This is a genomic window from Lederbergia citrea, from assembly GCF_018343525.1.
In the GTDB taxonomy this organism is placed as follows: domain Bacteria; phylum Bacillota; class Bacilli; order Bacillales; family Bacillaceae_C; genus Lederbergia; species Lederbergia citrea.
Map to the genome: position 1 here is coordinate 470593 of NZ_JAGYPH010000002.1, position 16898 is coordinate 487490.

Sequence of the window (16898 nt, forward strand, 5' to 3'; positions counted from 1 at the left end):
AAAAGCTTTTTTATTCACACTTTTCAAGTAAATTTATTTTCCACCCGGATTCTTTGGAAAAATCTTTACTTCTTTACTCGTTTTTATATATAATTTTTTCATGTTTGTAAGTGGGTGAATGTGGAAAACTAGCATTAATATGAAAATTAAATGCGTATATGGTACGCGAGAGGATGGCAGCAAATGGGTGGATTATGGTTTACAGAAAAGCAAACAGATCACTACGGGATTACGATGAAAGTGAAACGTACTTTACATACAGAACAGACCGATTTTCAAATGCTAGAAATGGTAGAAACAGAAGAGTGGGGGAATATGCTGCTGCTTGATGGCATGGTCATGACAACGGTGAAGGATGAATTTGTCTATCATGAAATGGTCGCGCATGTGCCGCTCTTTACGCATCCAAATCCGGAGAAAGTGTTAGTCGTAGGCGGCGGAGATGGTGGTGTTATCCGTGAGATCATGAAGCATCCAAGCGTAAAAAAAGCGGTCCTCGTCGATATTGATGGAAAGGTTATCGAATACTCTAAGCAATACTTACCCGAAATTGCCGGTGAACTCGATAATGAGCGAGTAGAAGTGAAAGTTGGCGATGGATTTATGGAGATTGCTGAAAGTGAAAATGAGTATGACGTGATCATGGTCGATTCTACAGAACCCGTTGGTCCAGCTGTTAACTTATTTACGAAAGGTTTTTATGACGGCATTTCTAAGGCGTTAAAAGAAGATGGAATTTTTGTTGCGCAAACGGACAACCCGTGGTTTAAAGCGGATTTAATTCGCGAAGTACAAAGTGATGTCAAAGAAATTTTCCCCATAACAAGGCTTTATATTGCCAATGTACCAACATATCCAAGCGGCATGTGGACATTTACATTAGGATCCAAGCAGCACGATCCACTCGATGTAGCTGATAGCCGTTTCCATGAAATTGATACAAAATATTACACAAAAGAATTGCATAAGGCGGCATTCGTTTTGCCTAAATTCGTTGCCGACTTAACAAAATAAACCGCGAGAGGAGGAACATAATGCGTTTTGATGAAGCTTATTCCGGCAATGTTTTCATTGGCAGCCATCCGAATTATGAAGAGAGCCAAGTAGTCATTTACGGAATGCCGATGGATTGGACCGTTAGTTATCGCCCGGGATCAAGGTTTGGCCCAGGGCAAATCCGCAAAGTCTCGATTGGACTTGAGGAATATAGTCCGTATCTTGACCGCGAAATGTCCGATGTTAAATATTTTGACGCGGGAGACATTCCGCTCCCGTTCGGTAATGCACAAAGAAGCCTTGATATGATTGAAGATTATATTGATTCCTTGCTGAAGGATGGAAAATTTCCTCTCGGCCTCGGCGGGGAGCATCTCGTTTCCTGGCCGGTCATAAAGGCAATGTATAAAAAATATCCTGATCTAGCGATTATTCACATGGATGCCCATACGGATCTTCGCACGGAATATGAGGGAGAGCCGCTTTCGCATTCCACTCCGATTCGGAAGGCGGCTGAACTGATTGGTCCGCATAATATATACTCATTCGGAATTCGATCAGGCATGAAAGAAGAATTCAAGTGGGCAAAAGAAAACGGCATGCATATTGCAAAATTCGAAGTACTGGAGCCTTTGAAAAAAGTGCTGCCTAAGCTTGCAGGTCGTCCCGTATACGTAACGATCGATATTGACGTCCTTGACCCGGCACATGCACCAGGGACTGGAACAGTGGATGCTGGCGGCATTACATCAAAAGAGCTGCTTGCTTCGATCCACGAAATTGCCCGTTCTGAACTCAAAATGGTAGGCGCAGATCTTGTCGAAGTAGCACCGATTTACGACCACTCTGAGCAAACAGCTAATACGGCGAGCAAGCTCCTTAGAGAAATGCTCCTCGGCTGGGTGTAAGAAATGCGGAAAGCGCCCGTTAAGCGACGTACAAACTTTTAAGGATTCTGACGAGATAAAGGAAACACAATGAGCCGTAGGCGAATTGATGTTGACTTATCGTAGGAAGAATCCTGAAGTTTGCTAGTCGCTGGGCGCTGAAGCTAGACAAATAAAAACGTGATGTCTCTATCAATAGGGACATCACGTTTTTATTTTATTGACATGAACAATCTTGTTTCTACCCGACTCTTTCGCATTGTATAAAGCCGAATCCGCTTTTTTATATAAAGACTGAATGTTAGTTCCATTCTCAGGAAAGGTACTAATGCCGATCGATACGGTAAGCGGCAATTGCAAACTTGCAGAAGGTCGGAAAGGCGGCCTCTCCATCTCGGAACGGATGGTCTCAGCTATTTCCAGAGCACCCGCCTCCTTTTTACCAGGCAGAATGATGGTAAATTCCTCTCCTCCAATCCGTGACACGATACCATTTGCCATCTTAACAGCTTCCTTTAAGCGAAGGCCGAGCTCCCTTAGCACCTCATCCCCAACTGGATGTCCATACGTATCATTAATTTTTTTGAAAAAATCGATATCAAGAATCACTAACGAAAATGGATCACGGGAAAATTGTGTCATGGGCTTCGCGATCTCTTGGAATTTCCTACTATTATTTAGACCTGTTAAAAAGTCAGTTTCAGCCATCGTCTCAATCTGGCTTAACTTTTTAAAATGATCATCCAATTCAAGCAAGATAAACAGGACAATAAAGAAGGACCCGAGTGAGAAAATGATATAATAAATAATATCGATTGGTTGATCTCCAGATAAATGGAGAAGAAAGGCTAACACCGCTGCAGTTTGCCCCGTAATAAAATAAAAATAATAATGGACATTTTGAAAAGTTACAGGCTTTTTCAAGCTAATGATTGAGACGACAATCCCGATGAAGATTGAGTTGAATCCTGCAATCATTGAGGTATTCGTAACCCCGCCTATAAAAATCCGTTCGACCCCAATTATAAGCGCACTAAGAAACGGAGTAATCGGACCGCCAAATATTCCTGAAATGGCAATGACAACTGTCCGTGAATCAACAAACACCTCATCCGACACAAAGACCCCTGTCTTCATTAGAATGATTCCGCCTATTCCTGCCATCACACCAATAAACCAAGGGTGGAGAGAAGGAAAGGGCAATCGAAACCTCACACGATTTTGGTAAGGCCAATAAGATAAGACAGAGAAGGTAAAAAGAATACAAAAATTAATGATGAGTCCTAATAACATGTACGGTCATCCTTTATATGTAGTAACCAATAAATTATACCACTTTTTACCTATAGAAAAGAAGGTGTTCCTGTATTGTTATGTTGAAAATTAATAAGCGAAGAGGATATAATAAGAGGATTATTTCAGGTGGTTAAAAGGAGGCGGGAAGTATGAAAACAAAGGAAGATAAAAGACGGGCGAAAATTAAGCTTGCAACAACCATCCGCCATCCCGATCAAGAAAAAGAAACGTATCAACTATGGGCAGAAGGCTCTTACGTTCTAAAGCAAGGGCAATCCTATTTAATGTATGAAGAAATTCAGGAGGAAGGAAACATTCGAACGACAGTGAGAATGGGTGAGGATGAAGCGCTTATTTTACGAGGCGGCGCAATCAAAATGCGTTTGCCGCTATCGCTAAGTGAAACACTGCCGGGCAGTTATGACGGAGGGTTTGGCTCACTCTCAATTACGACAAAAACCCATAACCTACTATACGATCGAAATGAATCCGACGGAAGCGGCCGTTTCCTTGCCGCATACGACTTGCTCGCAGGTGATCAACTGATCGGAGAATATAAATTAGAGTTTACATATACGGAGGAGATGTCATGAACGCAGTTGAAAAGATTCAAAATGAAATAAAATTGGCCATTCGTGAAGCTGCCATCAAAGCGGGGCTCGCTTCTGAAGAAGAAATGCCAGATGTAATTCTTGAAACACCAAAAGATAAGGCCAACGGTGACTATTCGACAAATATGGCGATGCAGCTTGCCCGTATCGCTAAAAAAGCACCACGTATGATTGCAGAGCAGATTCAAGCTAATTTTAACCGCTCAAAGGCTTCCATTGAAAAAATAGAAATTGCTGGACCAGGTTTTATTAATTTTTACATGAACAATAGTTACTTAACAGATCTTGTTCCAACCATTTTGGAAAGCGGTGACGACTATGGCCGCTCAAATGCTGGAAAAGGAGAAAAGGTTCAAGTTGAATTTGTATCCGCAAATCCAACTGGCGACTTGCATCTTGGTCATGCACGCGGTGCTGCTGTTGGTGACTCACTTTGTAATGTATTGGATAAAGCAGGCTACGAGGTCTCTCGCGAATATTATATAAATGATGCCGGGAACCAGATTCATAACCTTGCACTTTCCGTGGAAGCACGCTATTTCCAAGCACTCGGACTCGAAAAAGAAATGCCTGAAGATGGCTACCATGGTAAAGATATTATTGGCATCGGCCAAAAAATAGCAGAAGAATTCGGCGATAAATACGTTCACGGAAACGAAGAAGAGCGCTTTAAATTTTTCCGCCGCTACGGACTTGATTACGAAATGGCGAAATTGAAAAAAGATCTTGAAAATTTCCGAGTTCATTTTGATGTTTGGTATTCAGAAACATCCCTATACGAAAACGGAAAGATCGATCCGACCTTGGACCGGTTGCGCGAAAAAGGGCATATTTATGAGCAGGATGGGGCGACATGGTTCCGCTCAACAGATTTTGGCGATGACAAGGACCGTGTACTCATTAAAAATGATGGCACATACACGTATTTGACACCGGATATCGCCTATCATCTCGATAAAATTTCCCGTGGCTTTGATAAGCTGATTAACATTTGGGGTGCAGACCACCACGGTTATATTCCACGGATGAAAGCTGCGGTTGAGGCGCTTGGGTACGATCGTGACCGACTCGAAGTAGAAGTAATCCAGCTCGTTCACTTATATAAAGACGGCGAGAAAATGAAAATGAGCAAACGGACTGGAAAAGCAGTGACGATGCGCGAGCTGATTGAAGAAGTAGGCCTTGATGCTGTCCGCTACTTCTTTGCAATGAGAAGCGCAGACACTCACATGGACTTTGATCTTGATTTAGCCGTATCAGAATCCAATGAAAATCCAGTGTATTATGCACAATATGCCCATGCCCGAATTTGGAGCATCCTCCGTTCAGCGGACGAAAAAGGCTTTACTTTTGACAGCAATACGGACCTTTCTCCACTGACAAGCGAAAAGTCAGTTGAGCTATTGAAAAAACTTGGAGAATTCCCGCTCGTCATTTCTGATGCAGCAGAAAAGCGCATCCCACATCGAATCACTAACTATATATTTGATTTGGCTTCGGTTTTCCATAGTTTTTACAATGCAGAAAAAGTCTTAAATGAAGACAATCCTGAAGAAACAAAAGCAAGACTTGCCCTCGTAAAGACAGTGCAAATCACAATGAAAAATGCACTGGCGTTAGTAGGAGTATCTGCACCGGAGAAAATGTAAAAAGAAAAGCGAAAGCGCCTTGGTGGAAGAACGGCTAAAGGCGCCACGTCCTGTGGCAACGCCGTTCTGACCCGCATCCTGCGGGCCTCCGACAAGCAAATGTTCTGATGCAATAAAAGTCCGCTATTGACTTTTAATGCATCAGGTTATTTGACCTCGAGGGGCTAGGCGCTGGAGCTGGACAATGAGAAAAGCGGAAGCTAGACATGTTAAAATTAGTGAGCCACCTTAATAAAAGGTGGCTCACTTTATAATAATCCCTGTATCAAAACCCCAATCCACTCCTTCGTACGTACCGACAGTCCGACCTTTTGTAAATCTTCAAAAGTAAGCTGACTCGACTGGCTAATATCTTCATACAAAGCTGCTTCAATTTCCTTTATGAAAGGTAAATCATAAATAAAACAGTTAATTTCATGATTTAGCTGAATGCTTCTTCGGTCAAAATTGGCAGTACCAATATCACAAATCTTGCCGTCTATGACAATCACTTTTGCATGGAAAAATCCGTTTTGAAATTGGTAGACAGCTCCTCCCTTGGCCAAAATCCTTCGCAAGAAACGAAAAGATGCTTCTTTTACGATCGAATGATCGGATTTTTTGGGAACAAGGACCGATACTTTTACACCTCTATCCAACGCATCCTCAATCGCTGCGAATAATTTTTTTGGAGGAATAAAATAGGGTGTACCGATAACAATGGTTTTCTCAGCCTGTTTAAACAAAGGGATGAGATGTGCTTCCACCCCAACGCCTTCTGATGGAAAAAGCCGGTGCTCCATTTCTGTTTTTCCAATTTCATAGACTACGGACTCAGGCTGAATCACTTTCCCTGTCGCACGTTTCCAATCAATCAAAAATTCTTGCTGCACATCCCCAACACCTTCTCCTTCGAGCCGGATATGGTAGTCACGCCATGGTGAAAGCTCTGGGTCCAAATCAATATATTCCTTGCCAATATTATAGCCGCCCAAATAACCAATTTTATTATCGATGATTGTAATCTTTCGATGGTTGCGCTGCTGAAGAGAAAATATGAGATATGGCAAACGAGGCCGATGACTAAAAGCAATTTCAATCCCATCTTCCCGAGCATCCATAAGCCAGCTTTTCGGAACTTTTCTACTGCCAAGCCAGTCAAGCAGGAGTCTCACCTTCACGCCTTTTTTCGCCTGCTCCATCAAAGCTTTAAAAAACGCTTCGCTAAACCGGTCATCCTTAACAATATAAAAAAGAATATGAATAGATGTCTTCGCCTCACTTAAGTCTTGAAAATAACTTTTATATAAATCCGCACCGTTCGTAATTAATTGAAGATGACCTTTTCTAAGCGGGTATTCCCGTAGTTGCCATCGTTTTTTATACATATAGCGGCCGAGGGAAAAATCCGCAAAGGACCATATTGCAATTAATAAAATCAATAACATTATTCCTGCAAACCATCCCATTTTTATCTCCCCTCGCCAGTTTCATATTCGGTTAGTATTTCCTAGTAGCCTTCAAAATAGATGTGAGAAGCAAAAAAAACATGTATAATAAGGGATGTTGAAAAAAATTACATAGCTTGGATTCGGTGCTTCTTTTAAAAAAGAAGCTGAAAAGGGAAGTTGGTTGAATTCCAACGCGGTCCCGCCACTGTAAATGGGAGCGAGCTGTATGTGCCACTGTGCAAAAAATGCACGGGAAGGAGCAGTAAGCGATGATCATGAGCCAGGAGACCTGCCGATGCCATTGCACCAGTAAACCTACGAGGATGGGGAGGTGGAGAAAGCGGCGGTTTGTTGTTTACTAATCGTTCACTGTACATCTCCATGTGGGATGTTTTTTTAATTTGAGGACTGTAATTCGGTTGAAGGGGAAATCGAGTCCTCATTCGAGTTTATTGCAAAAAACAGGAGGAAATTAGAGAATGAAAAAATTAAATGAATTATTTGCGGCTCTTTTGCTTGTTTTCGGACTTTTGGCAGCTTGCGGAACTAATGCAGAACCGAAAAAAGAAGATACTAATAAAGAACCAGTGTCAGAACAGGCAAATGAAGCAAACGAAGAAAGTTTTCCGGTTACGATTAAAGATGCTGCTGATAAAGATGTAGTTATTAAGAAAAAGCCGGAGAAAATTGTTTCACTTATTCCAAGTAACACGGAAATTGTATATGCACTTGGTGAGGGAAATACGATAGTTGGCGTTTCGGAACGTGACAATTATCCGGAAGAAGTGGCTGATAAAGAAAAAGTAGCCGGTATGGAGCTGAATATTGAAAAAATCATTTCCTTGGAGCCTGATCTTGTTCTTGCCCACGCATCGACAGCTACGATGTGGGAAGCTGGATTAAAACAGCTGGAGGACAGCAATGTCACTGTGCTAGTCGTGAATGATTCTCAAAGTTTTGATGAAGTGTACACATCAATCGAAATGGTTGGCAAGGCAACAGGGAAGACAGCGGAAGCAGATCAATTGATTCAAGATATGAAATCGAAACTAGATGAAATGAAAAAGCAGGGAGAATCTATCTCAGCGGAAGAGCAAATATCGGTGTTTGTAGAGGTGTCTCCTGCTCCTGAAATATATGCAACTGGACAAAATACATTTATGAATGAAATGCTTGATGTAATCAATGCAAAAAATGCAGTAAGCGAAGAGGGCTGGGTCCAATTAAATGAGGAAGCAGTCATCAAACTCAACCCTGACGTATTTGTGATAACGTATAATTTTGAAAAAAATGCATCCGATAAAGTATTGAAGCGTGCGGGTTGGCAAGATATTACAGCCATTAAGGAAAAACAAGTGCACGAGGTGAACGAAGATCTTGTGAGCCGTCCTGGTCCACGGATTGTTGAAGGAGTAGAAGAACTTGCAAAAGCCATTTACCCGGACGTTTTCGGGAAATAAACATGTAATTTCATATATCGCGGCAGGCGGATTCCTGATAGTAGCCATGATGTTCGGAATTGCAATTGGTTCAGTGCGTGTGCCATTTATGGAGATTGCTGCCATCATTGGCAGCAGGGTTCTCCATTTGTCACAAGCTGATCTTAATTCAATGCATGCGAACATCGTAATGAATATCCGGTTGCCACGAGTATTGCTCGCAGGCATCGTGGGAGCCTCTCTTGCACTAGCAGGGGCGGCTTTTCAGGGCCTGCTCCGCAATCCACTCGCTGATCCATATACACTCGGTGTCTCATCTGGCGCTTCTGTTGGTGCTGTGTTAGTGTTATTTTTTCAAATTACCTTACCGTTTACCGGAATCTTTACCTTACCTCTATTGAGCATTACTGCTGCCTTCATAACCATATTCCTCGTTTTATTATTTGCCAGAAGCGTTGAACCTTCCATGAAGGTAGAAACGATTATTTTAACTGGAATTATTTTCAGCTCCTTTCTCGGCGCTTTGCTTTCACTCATGATTGCACTTTCCGGAGAAGAGCTCCGCCAGATCATTGGCTGGCTACTCGGAAGTGTATCCATGCGTGGATGGAGCTACATCTGGATCATTTTGCCGTTCTTTATGATTGGCGGTACGATTTTGATGATGAACGCGCGGGAACTGAATGCTATGTCTTTTGGAGAAGAACGGGCCAAGCATCTCGGAGTAAGTGTTGAACGGAGGAAACTTGCAATTTTGGCGGCTGGATCACTGCTTACGGGTGCTGCCGTCGCAGTATCGGGAACGATTGGCTTTGTCGGACTTGTCATTCCACATTTTGTGAGAATGCTTTGGGGGCCGAATCATAGACACTTATTGCCTCTATCGACGTTGGTAGGTGCTGGATTTCTGATTTTGGCTGACTTGACGGCGCGCACGATTATCGAGCCAGCGGAACTCCCCATTGGTGTCATCACTGCTTTGATTGGTGCTCCTGTTTTTGGAGCAATTTTAGTGAGAAGACGAATGGAAAGTAGAGGATAAATGATGCTTCATGTGAAAAATCTGTCAGGAGGATACACTGGGTACAGCGTTTTAAACAATGTATCATTTTCTGTTGAGCGTGGTGAGTTGTTCGGCATTCTTGGGCCGAACGGGAGTGGGAAAACCACATTGCTGAAAATGATCAGCGCCTTGCTTTTACCAGAGCAAGGAGAGGTACTGGTTAAAAGTCGACCTCTTCAATCGTATCATTCAAAGGAATTGGCAAAAATCATCGCTGTTTTACCGCAAGTATCTTCAGAGGTCTTTGCCTACACTGTAAAAGAAGCAGTTGCCCTCGGACGTTATGCTCATCAGAGCGGCTGGCTGCATTCAAGGCATGCAGATGATGAGGAAATCGTAAAAGAGGCGATGGAATTAACGGGTGTGACGAAATTTCAAAGCAAGCTTCTGAATGAACTATCAGGAGGAGAAAGGCAGCGTGTTTTTCTTGCCCAGGCATTAGCACAGGAGCCTGAAATTCTCTTGTTGGATGAACCAACCAATCATTTGGATATTTCTTACCAGAAGGAACTACTTGATCAGCTAAAAAAATGGACAAAGGAACGTGGGCTTACAGTCATTTCGATTTTTCATGACGTGAATTTGGCTGCCCTCTATTGTGATCGGCTCTTACTTTTAAATGAAGGGCGGATTAATATAGTGGATCAACCGGACGAGGTGCTGCAGGAGAGGCGAATTCAACAAGTGTATAAGACAGATATTGCGAAACAACCTCATCCAATCGTACCGAAGCCACAAATGATATTGCTTCCGGACAAATCGGAAACTGTCGAGGAACTGTCGATTGATGAACGTTATTTGAAAACATCGGACGAAATGATTGAAATTCGCTCACCCATTCCGTTAAAAACCATGTCATCCGCAGTAATTGGTGCTGGCATTGGCTGGTATCATACGTTTGTGAATTGTCATGCCTCACAAGATCATCAACAGGAACTGTCTAGTTTTTTAAAGGAAAAGGGATTAAATCCCTCGAATACGGTCGGTATGTTAACAACTATTCAACTGGAAGATGCCTATTCCCAATCCTTTATTGGTGAAGGCTTCTCGATTTTTGTTGTTGTGACGACATGTATTGAAAAGGCAGCCGACGAGTCGAGAGAAGTTAAACATTCATTGAACTTAGTTGCTGGAACGATCAATACGTGGGTTTTTATCAATGGTCATATTTCAGATGAAGCTTTCATTCAGTCCATGATGATTGCCACTGAAGCGAAGGTGGAAGCACTAAGAGATATGAATGTAACTAACCAAAATATGAATGATTCGGTAACAGACGGTACATTGGTCGCAGCAACCCAAACAGGTGTAGAATTACGGAATGCGGACTCACTTGGTAAATTAATATATTCTGGTGTGTCTAAGTGCACGAAAAGTGCCATTTTAAAAAATAAAATGCGTGTGCTAAATGATTAGATGGATCATCTCGTCTGCAGATGGAGGTGTAGGAAGAATGAAGCTAGCGCCATTTATTTTTGTTACTGGTGGTGTCAGGTGCGGGAAAAGTTCTTTTGCTGAAAAAGTAGCCTTAGCTAAGGCATTAAAGAGAAATGGAAACCTCCACTATATCGCCTGCGGCCGTCCTGTTGATGATGAGATGAGAGGTCGAATTAAACTTCATCAAGCAAATAGGGAAGAGTGTGGATTTAGTTGGACTACATGGGAACAGCCGAACGCTATCGGCAATCTGGCTACGGAGTTTTCAAACACGGATGTCGTGCTGCTTGATTGCCTGACTACCTTATTAAATAACGAACTGTTTCGGGAGAAATCTAGTTGGAAGAATCCACACTTTCAAGACGATGTAAAAGAGACAATCATAAGTGATTTGGAATGCCTTCGCGAAACATGTGGTAGCTTGATTCTTGTTTCTAATGAAGTATTAAACGAAGTGCCAATCGATAATCCACTCGTGTTTACATATACTAGTCTGCTTGGGCAACTCCATCAATCGATTGTCAAAAATTGCACAAGTGCAATCTTAGTGGAAGCTGGTATTCCATTCTCAATGAAGGGTTCTCTACCATCAGTATAGGCGTCGAACTGAAAATTCTGGAATGGACACAAATATATTTGAAACGGAAAAACACTATGATAACAATTCGAGCTTTTTTAATTAATTTGCAATTTTTCACAAGCATACCGGTCAAGCTACAATTGCCGATGGATAAGGTTCACATGAAAAGAGCTATTGGGCTGTTTCCGCTATTGGGACTTTTTCAAGGGCTGCTGTATACCTGTCTTGTATATTCGATTAATGAATGGACACCTTTCTCTTTGCTAACCGCAGCATTCTTTTTATGGCTGGGTACGATTGTCATTACTGGAGGATTGCATCTCGATGGCTGGATAGATATGAGTGATGCTTATTTCTCCTACCAGGACCGAGAAAAACGCCTTGAAATTATGAAAGATCCACGGACAGGAGCATTCGGTGTAATCTCGGTGCTAGTTTTGCTTGCTGCACGTTTTTTCTTCATTTACGAAATAATGATCCGACTTTCTCCCGGTACGTATTGGCTTTTAGTCTTTATACCCTTCTTCGGTAAGATGGTGATGGGACTAAATTTAGTTTTTATTCAACCGGTGAAAAAAGAAGGAATGGCCTATTTCTTTCATCAGAATTCAAATAAAAGTGTTGTGTGGGCGTATGGAGTTCAGATTTTAATAGTTTTTTTAGCATTCATTCTTTTTGCTAATGGTACTGTATATGGAGTTTTATTGCTTTTATTATCTTCGATTCTCGTTTTTTTCTTTTTGAAAAGAAAAGTCCTTAAATGGTTCGGTGGAATTACAGGTGATGTGCTTGGTGCATCTGTGGAAGGGACGGAGATTTTTTTATGGATGACCATTTGGTTATTTCATTATTTCGGCATGGGCTAACGGAAGATAATAAACTGCGTGCGTATGTTGGCTGGTCGGATCCCCCTTTGGCAAGAGAGGCGACTATAGCACTTGAGCTACTCAAGACAGAAGTCGATAACCAAGCGCTTATCATCACAAGTGATTTAAGGCGGTGTGTCGAGACGGCTCAATTCCTTTTCCCTGGAAGTCAGATAAAAGAAGATTCACGTTTTCGCGAAATTAATTTTGGTGAATGGGAGGGGAAAACATATGCAGATTTAGTGGAGGACTCTGCCTATCAGCGGTGGCTTAGTAGTCCATTCACGATAAAGCCGCCGAGTGGGGAAGCATATGTTGAATTTACAAATCGGATTGATGCTGCTTGGGATGAGGCGATTCAAAAAATAAAGGAAGTTGAGGCAAACAGTGCTGCCATCGTGACCCATGGAGGAGTCATCCGTTATTTATTGACGAAATTCGCACCCGTGAAAAGGGAATTTTGGGAATGGCACGTGCAGCATGGAACGGGCTACGAACTGTCCTGGCATGATAGAAAGTTGGGAGGAGATGGCAGATGCATTTCGTTACGGGAGGCGCCTTCAATGGAAAAGCCAAGTGGGTAAGAAAGTTTTACTCATTAGACGACCATGATTCATTTCTTTGGCTGTCGGCTTATCAAAGCGATATTGATGAAAATTTCCTTTTTATAAGTCAACAGCATTTATTGGTTGTTGAGGGAGTAGAGCAGTGGATAAAGTCTATCGCGAGAGAAGAATCGGATTCGGATGCCATAAGAACGAGGTGGAGGCACACCATTTCTAGATTCCGAGAGTGGGAAGCGAGTAAATCGGGTCGGACCGTGATTTTGATTGGGACTGACATTACGAAGGGCATAGTGCCGATGGATCCATTTGATAGGCTATGGAGGGATGTAACTGGTTGGGCATACCAGGACACAGTAGTGGTTTCTGACCGGGTTGATCTTATATTTTATGGACTAGCCAATAGGTTAAAATAGCGGAGGGGAAAAATATGACTCGTAAACTAAGCTTAGCAGCCCTTTGTATTGCCTTATCTGCAGTTGGAGCAGCAATCAAAATTCCTGCAGTCATTGGCAGTGTGGCTCTTGATATATTCCCTTCTTTGATAGCTGCAGCAATATTGGGTGGTGGTGCTGGAGCGGTCATTGCTAGTTTCGGCCACCTTTTATCGGCACTTATCGGCGGGATGCCATTAGGGCCATTCCACCTGATCATCGCTATTGAGATGGCCATTATCGTGGCTTTATTTGGCTGGTTTTATCGGATAGGACATAGAAAAAAAGCCGGATTGATTTTTTGGTTGGGAAACACGTTTGCTGCACCCTTGCCCTTTTTATTATTAATGGGTCGAGAATTTTATGTTGCTATTGTCCCATCACTTGCGATCGGCTCTGCACTGAATGTTGTGCTTGCACTTGCAGTAGCTCCTCGTCTTACTCCAATTTTTGTAAGAGAATGGGGGAATAGATGATGAGAGATATATTGGAGATTCCTTTTTCTGCAAGAGAATCATTGATCATTGCAGCCGATAATAGCGGAGCGATAGGGATGAAGGATCATGATGCCGTTCGCGTACCATATGAAGTGGTTGCTTATTATTCTTTCAGAGTTGCAGTAATGGAGTGTATGGCAGCAGGAGGGGTACCAATTTCAGCTGTGCTCCACAATTTTTGTTCAGACGGAGCTTGGGATTTGTTTTTGAAGGGCGTGGCCAAAGGAGCAGCAGAACTTGGGTTGATAGATTTACCCGTCACAGGAAGTACTGAGACTAATTTTCAACTCCTTCAGTCTGCTATCGGAATGATTGTTGTCGGTCGCAAAGAAAAGAATGATCATATCAAGACAGGTTTCGATAAAGGAACTGAATTTGCAGTCATCGGCAAACCACTTGTTGGAGAAGAAGTGTTGGAACGGAACGAAGAAATGGCTCCACTTTCCCTATTTAAATGGATGTCGGAACAACCTGAAGTATTGACTATCCTTCCGATTGGATCTAAGGGAATAGCCCACGAGGTGAATCAACTGCGTCCGGGTACTTCGATCGAAAGCATCCAAATAGAGGAACAGATTGAATTGGAGAAATCAGCTGGACCGTCCACTTGTTTTCTTATTTTGTATTCTGCAGAAGGCCATGAAAAGGTAAAAGAGCACGCCGGAGCGCTTTTTCATAAAATTACAATTTTAGGAACTGATACATAGATATCAGTTTATTTTTTTTTATTCTTGACTGAATGCTCATTCATAATATAATGGAAGTAATAACATTCGGAATATATTTATATATTTGAACATAGGAAAGGAGTGTTAGTTCATGAAGGCACTGTTTTGGATAAATTGGATTGCGTTCCTTTTTGTAACCGCTTACGCAATTTCGCTCTTCGTATACGTCGTAAAATCGCGTATTCGCTTCATTAAACTTGGAAAAAAAGAAGCGTTTGACAATGACGTGAAAGCACGGCTCAAAAAAATCTGGACCAATGTTTTTGGCCAAAAAAAGTTGTTGAAGGATAAAAAAAGCGGCATCATTCATGTCATGTTTTTTTACGGCTTTATTCTCGTCCAATTTGGCGCAATCGATTTCATTTGGAAAGGGCTTGCGCCCGGCTCTCATTTGCCGCTCGGGCCACTTTATCCAGGCTTTAAATTCTTCCAGGAAATTGTCACACTCGTCATATTGGTCGCTGTCGCCTGGGCGTTTTACAGACGCTATATGGAAAAACTTGTACGGTTGAAACGTGGTTTTTATGCTGGACTCGTTCTTCTCTTTATCGGCGGGCTCATGCTGTCAGTCCTGCTTGGAAACGGCATGGCAATCATTTGGCACGGCGAATCCGGATCATGGTCAGAACCTGTAGCTTCCGGTATTGCTGCTGCATTTAGCTGGATGAGCCCGGGGGCAGCCGCTGCAATATTTTATATTGCCTGGTGGGTACATTTGTTATTTTTACTCTCATTCCTTGTTTATGTTCCGCAATCAAAGCACGCCCATTTAATCGCTGGACCGGCAAATGTCTACCTCGAGCGACCTGATGAAGGGAAAAAGCTGAAGGCGATCGATTTTGAGGATGAGACACAAGAGACTTACGGTGTGGGCAAGATTGATGAGTTCACAGACCTTCAGCTTTTAGATCTATATGCATGTGTGGAATGTGGCCGCTGTACAAATATGTGTCCAGCGACTGGCACGGGAAAAATGTTATCCCCAATGGACATTATGATTAAACTGCGCAACCACTTAACGAATTATGGTGCCGCAGTTACGCATACTCAGCCATGGGTCCCGACATACGCGTTTGCTGGCACGGTGGGCAACCAGCTTGCGAAAGCGAGTGCGGGTGAAGGGGCTGTGGAAGCTGCTGCAGCCATCGATTACCATCCCAGCATGATTGGCGAGATCATTACAGAAGAGGAACTTTGGGCATGTACGACATGCCGTAACTGTGAAGATCAGTGTCCAGTAATGAATAAACACGTCAGCCATATTATCGATATGCGCCGCTATCTTGTACTAACTGAAGGAAAAATGAACCCGGATGCACAGCGTGCGATGCAAAATATTGAGCGCCAAGGCAATCCATGGGGCTTGAATCGTAAGGAAAAAGAAAACTGGCGCGAGGCAAGGGAAGATGTCCATGTTCCAACGGTAAAAGAAATGAAAAAATCCGGCGAGGACTTCGAATACTTATTCTGGGTCGGCTCCATGGGCGCTTTTGATAACCGGAGTCAGAAAATCGCCTTGTCATTTGCAAAACTGCTTAATGAGGCCGGCGTGAAATTCGCGATTCTTGGAAACAAGGAAAAAAACTCAGGTGATACGCCGCGCCGCCTTGGAAATGAATTTTTATTTCAAGAACTTGCGACAGCAAATATCGCTGAATTCGAAAAAAATGCCGTGAAAAAAATCGTGACGATTGACCCGCACGCATATAATATTTTTAAAAATGAATATCCAGATTTCGGGCTGGAAGCGGAAGTCTACCATCATACCGAGCTCCTTCATCAGCTTGTAAAAGAAGGGCGTCTGAAACCGAAATATGCTGTAGAAGAAAAAATCACTTTCCATGATTCCTGCTACCTCGGTCGCTATAACGAAGTATATGATCCACCTCGTGAAATCTTGAAATCTATTCCGGGAGTTACTCTCGTGGAAATCGAGCGCAACCGTGAAAATGGGATGTGCTGCGGGGCTGGCGGCGGAATGATGTGGATGGAAGAAGACACCGGCCAGCGCGTCAATGTTGCAAGAACAGAACAAGCTTTGGCTGTCGATCCGTCGGTCATCAGTTCCGGATGCCCGTACTGTCTGACAATGCTGTCAGATGGAACAAAAGCAAAAGAAGTTGAAGACACAGTCAAAACATATGATGTCGCGGAGCTATTGGAAAAAGCGGTTTGCGGTGAGCCACAAGAAGTCATAGCTTCATAAATTAATAGGGCACTTCAATATTTTGAAGTGCTTTGATTTTGAAGAGTGGTTGAGCGAGCGTTCAATCGGAGAAAGGAAAGCGATTGCTTACCTCTTCGATAATAGGCGTTTGGCGGGATTATTGCTTGAATCGGCGGAATTAATCATAAAATTGGCGGGATTATGTTAAGGATCGGCGGGATTATCCTTCAATTCAACGGGATTATGGCAAGAAAC

Annotated in this window: 16 protein-coding genes and 1 riboswitch; of the genes, 14 read left to right on the forward strand and 2 right to left on the reverse strand. The window is 42.7% G+C overall.

The genetic code is table 11. The annotated features are described in order from the left end of the window. The first annotated feature begins 183 nt into the window (after positions 1-183). On the forward strand, positions 184-1014 hold the full coding sequence (gene speE / locus KHA88_RS11420) for a spermidine synthase (protein ID WP_213121981.1): 831 nt from the start codon (positions 184-186) through the stop codon (positions 1012-1014). A 20-nt stretch (positions 1015-1034) separates the two neighbouring features. Continuing rightward, positions 1035-1904 carry an agmatinase gene (speB, locus tag KHA88_RS11425; RefSeq protein WP_213121982.1) on the forward strand — a complete coding sequence of 290 codons (870 nt, stop codon included), beginning with the start codon at positions 1035-1037 and terminating at the stop codon, positions 1902-1904. Between the two features lie 183 nt (positions 1905-2087). Here speB and KHA88_RS11430 read toward each other — a convergent pair whose 3' ends face one another. After that, a complete protein-coding gene (locus tag KHA88_RS11430) occupies positions 2088-3176 on the reverse strand; it encodes a diguanylate cyclase (protein ID WP_213121983.1) in 1089 nt (362 codons plus the stop codon). Between the two features lie 152 nt (positions 3177-3328). Between KHA88_RS11430 and KHA88_RS11435 the strand changes: the two genes are divergently transcribed. After that, positions 3329-3772, forward strand: coding sequence for a YwiB family protein (locus KHA88_RS11435; RefSeq protein ID WP_213098479.1), 444 nt, complete (start codon positions 3329-3331; stop codon positions 3770-3772). Next, positions 3769-5439, forward strand: coding sequence for an arginine--tRNA ligase (argS, locus tag KHA88_RS11440; RefSeq protein ID WP_213121984.1), 1671 nt, complete (start codon positions 3769-3771; stop codon positions 5437-5439). The genes KHA88_RS11435 and argS overlap by 4 nt, the downstream gene beginning before the upstream one ends. A 248-nt stretch (positions 5440-5687) precedes the next feature. Here the strand turns inward: argS and cls are convergent, their stop codons facing one another. Continuing rightward, positions 5688-6887, reverse strand: coding sequence for a cardiolipin synthase (gene cls / locus KHA88_RS11445; RefSeq protein WP_213121985.1), 1200 nt, complete (start codon positions 6885-6887; stop codon positions 5688-5690). A gap of 106 nt (positions 6888-6993) precedes the next feature. After that, positions 6994-7180, forward strand: a riboswitch (cobalamin riboswitch). 168 nt (positions 7181-7348) lie between these two features. Here cls and KHA88_RS11450 point away from each other — a divergent pair. From KHA88_RS11450 to KHA88_RS11495, 10 genes are all read left to right on the forward strand, one after another. After that, positions 7349-8329 carry an ABC transporter substrate-binding protein gene (locus tag KHA88_RS11450; RefSeq protein WP_213121986.1) on the forward strand — a complete coding sequence of 327 codons (981 nt, stop codon included), beginning with the start codon at positions 7349-7351 and terminating at the stop codon, positions 8327-8329. After that, a complete protein-coding gene (locus tag KHA88_RS11455; protein WP_213098475.1) occupies positions 8292-9350 on the forward strand; it encodes a FecCD family ABC transporter permease in 1059 nt (352 codons plus the stop codon). Before KHA88_RS11450 ends, KHA88_RS11455 begins: the two co-directional genes overlap by 38 nt. A 3-nt stretch (positions 9351-9353) precedes the next feature. Further along, positions 9354-10787, forward strand: a complete 1434-nt coding sequence (locus tag KHA88_RS11460) for an ATP-binding cassette domain-containing protein (RefSeq protein ID WP_213121987.1) — start codon at positions 9354-9356, stop codon at positions 10785-10787. Beyond that, a complete protein-coding gene (locus KHA88_RS11465; protein ID WP_249313070.1) occupies positions 10780-11406 on the forward strand; it encodes a bifunctional adenosylcobinamide kinase/adenosylcobinamide-phosphate guanylyltransferase in 627 nt (208 codons plus the stop codon). The genes KHA88_RS11460 and KHA88_RS11465 overlap by 8 nt, the downstream gene beginning before the upstream one ends. Before the next feature lie 56 nt (positions 11407-11462). Continuing rightward, positions 11463-12254, forward strand: a complete 792-nt coding sequence (gene cobS / locus KHA88_RS11470) for an adenosylcobinamide-GDP ribazoletransferase (protein WP_213107744.1) — start codon at positions 11463-11465, stop codon at positions 12252-12254. Beyond that, complete coding sequence (locus KHA88_RS11475; RefSeq protein ID WP_213121988.1) at positions 12224-12838, forward strand: histidine phosphatase family protein; 615 nt, start codon at positions 12224-12226, stop codon at positions 12836-12838. The genes cobS and KHA88_RS11475 overlap by 31 nt, the downstream gene beginning before the upstream one ends. After that, on the forward strand, positions 12790-13233 hold the full coding sequence (locus tag KHA88_RS11480) for a bifunctional adenosylcobinamide kinase/adenosylcobinamide-phosphate guanylyltransferase (RefSeq protein ID WP_213121989.1): 444 nt from the start codon (positions 12790-12792) through the stop codon (positions 13231-13233). The genes KHA88_RS11475 and KHA88_RS11480 overlap by 49 nt, the downstream gene beginning before the upstream one ends. 14 nt (positions 13234-13247) lie before the next feature. After that, positions 13248-13727 (forward strand): ECF transporter S component, encoded by a 480-nt coding sequence (locus KHA88_RS11485; protein ID WP_213098470.1) that lies wholly within the window; start codon positions 13248-13250, stop codon positions 13725-13727. After that, positions 13727-14455: an ATP-binding protein gene (locus KHA88_RS11490; RefSeq protein ID WP_213098469.1), complete on the forward strand. Its 729-nt coding sequence runs from the start codon at positions 13727-13729 to the stop codon at positions 14453-14455. Before KHA88_RS11485 ends, KHA88_RS11490 begins: the two co-directional genes overlap by 1 nt. Positions 14456-14567: 112 nt before the next feature. Next, positions 14568-16682, forward strand: coding sequence for a heterodisulfide reductase-related iron-sulfur binding cluster (locus tag KHA88_RS11495; protein WP_213107748.1), 2115 nt, complete (start codon positions 14568-14570; stop codon positions 16680-16682). Positions 16683-16898: the final 216 nt, after the last annotated feature.

Coding starts and splice junctions, on each gene's coding strand:
- speE (WP_213121981.1), top strand. CDS start 184: ATGGGTGGATTATGGTTTACAGAAAAGCAAACAGATCACTACGGGATT.
- speB (WP_213121982.1), top strand. CDS start 1,035: ATGCGTTTTGATGAAGCTTATTCCGGCAATGTTTTCATTGGCAGCCAT.
- KHA88_RS11430 (WP_213121983.1), bottom strand. CDS start 3,176: ATGTTATTAGGACTCATCATTAATTTTTGTATTCTTTTTACCTTCTCT.
- KHA88_RS11435 (WP_213098479.1), top strand. CDS start 3,329: ATGAAAACAAAGGAAGATAAAAGACGGGCGAAAATTAAGCTTGCAACA.
- argS (WP_213121984.1), top strand. CDS start 3,769: ATGAACGCAGTTGAAAAGATTCAAAATGAAATAAAATTGGCCATTCGT.
- cls (WP_213121985.1), bottom strand. CDS start 6,887: ATGGGATGGTTTGCAGGAATAATGTTATTGATTTTATTAATTGCAATA.
- KHA88_RS11450 (WP_213121986.1), top strand. CDS start 7,349: ATGAAAAAATTAAATGAATTATTTGCGGCTCTTTTGCTTGTTTTCGGA.
- KHA88_RS11460 (WP_213121987.1), top strand. CDS start 9,354: ATGCTTCATGTGAAAAATCTGTCAGGAGGATACACTGGGTACAGCGTT.
- KHA88_RS11465 (WP_249313070.1), top strand. CDS start 10,780: ATGATTAGATGGATCATCTCGTCTGCAGATGGAGGTGTAGGAAGAATG.
- cobS (WP_213107744.1), top strand. CDS start 11,463: ATGATAACAATTCGAGCTTTTTTAATTAATTTGCAATTTTTCACAAGC.
- KHA88_RS11480 (WP_213121989.1), top strand. CDS start 12,790: ATGCATTTCGTTACGGGAGGCGCCTTCAATGGAAAAGCCAAGTGGGTA.
- KHA88_RS11485 (WP_213098470.1), top strand. CDS start 13,248: ATGACTCGTAAACTAAGCTTAGCAGCCCTTTGTATTGCCTTATCTGCA.
- KHA88_RS11490 (WP_213098469.1), top strand. CDS start 13,727: ATGAGAGATATATTGGAGATTCCTTTTTCTGCAAGAGAATCATTGATC.
- KHA88_RS11495 (WP_213107748.1), top strand. CDS start 14,568: ATGAAGGCACTGTTTTGGATAAATTGGATTGCGTTCCTTTTTGTAACC.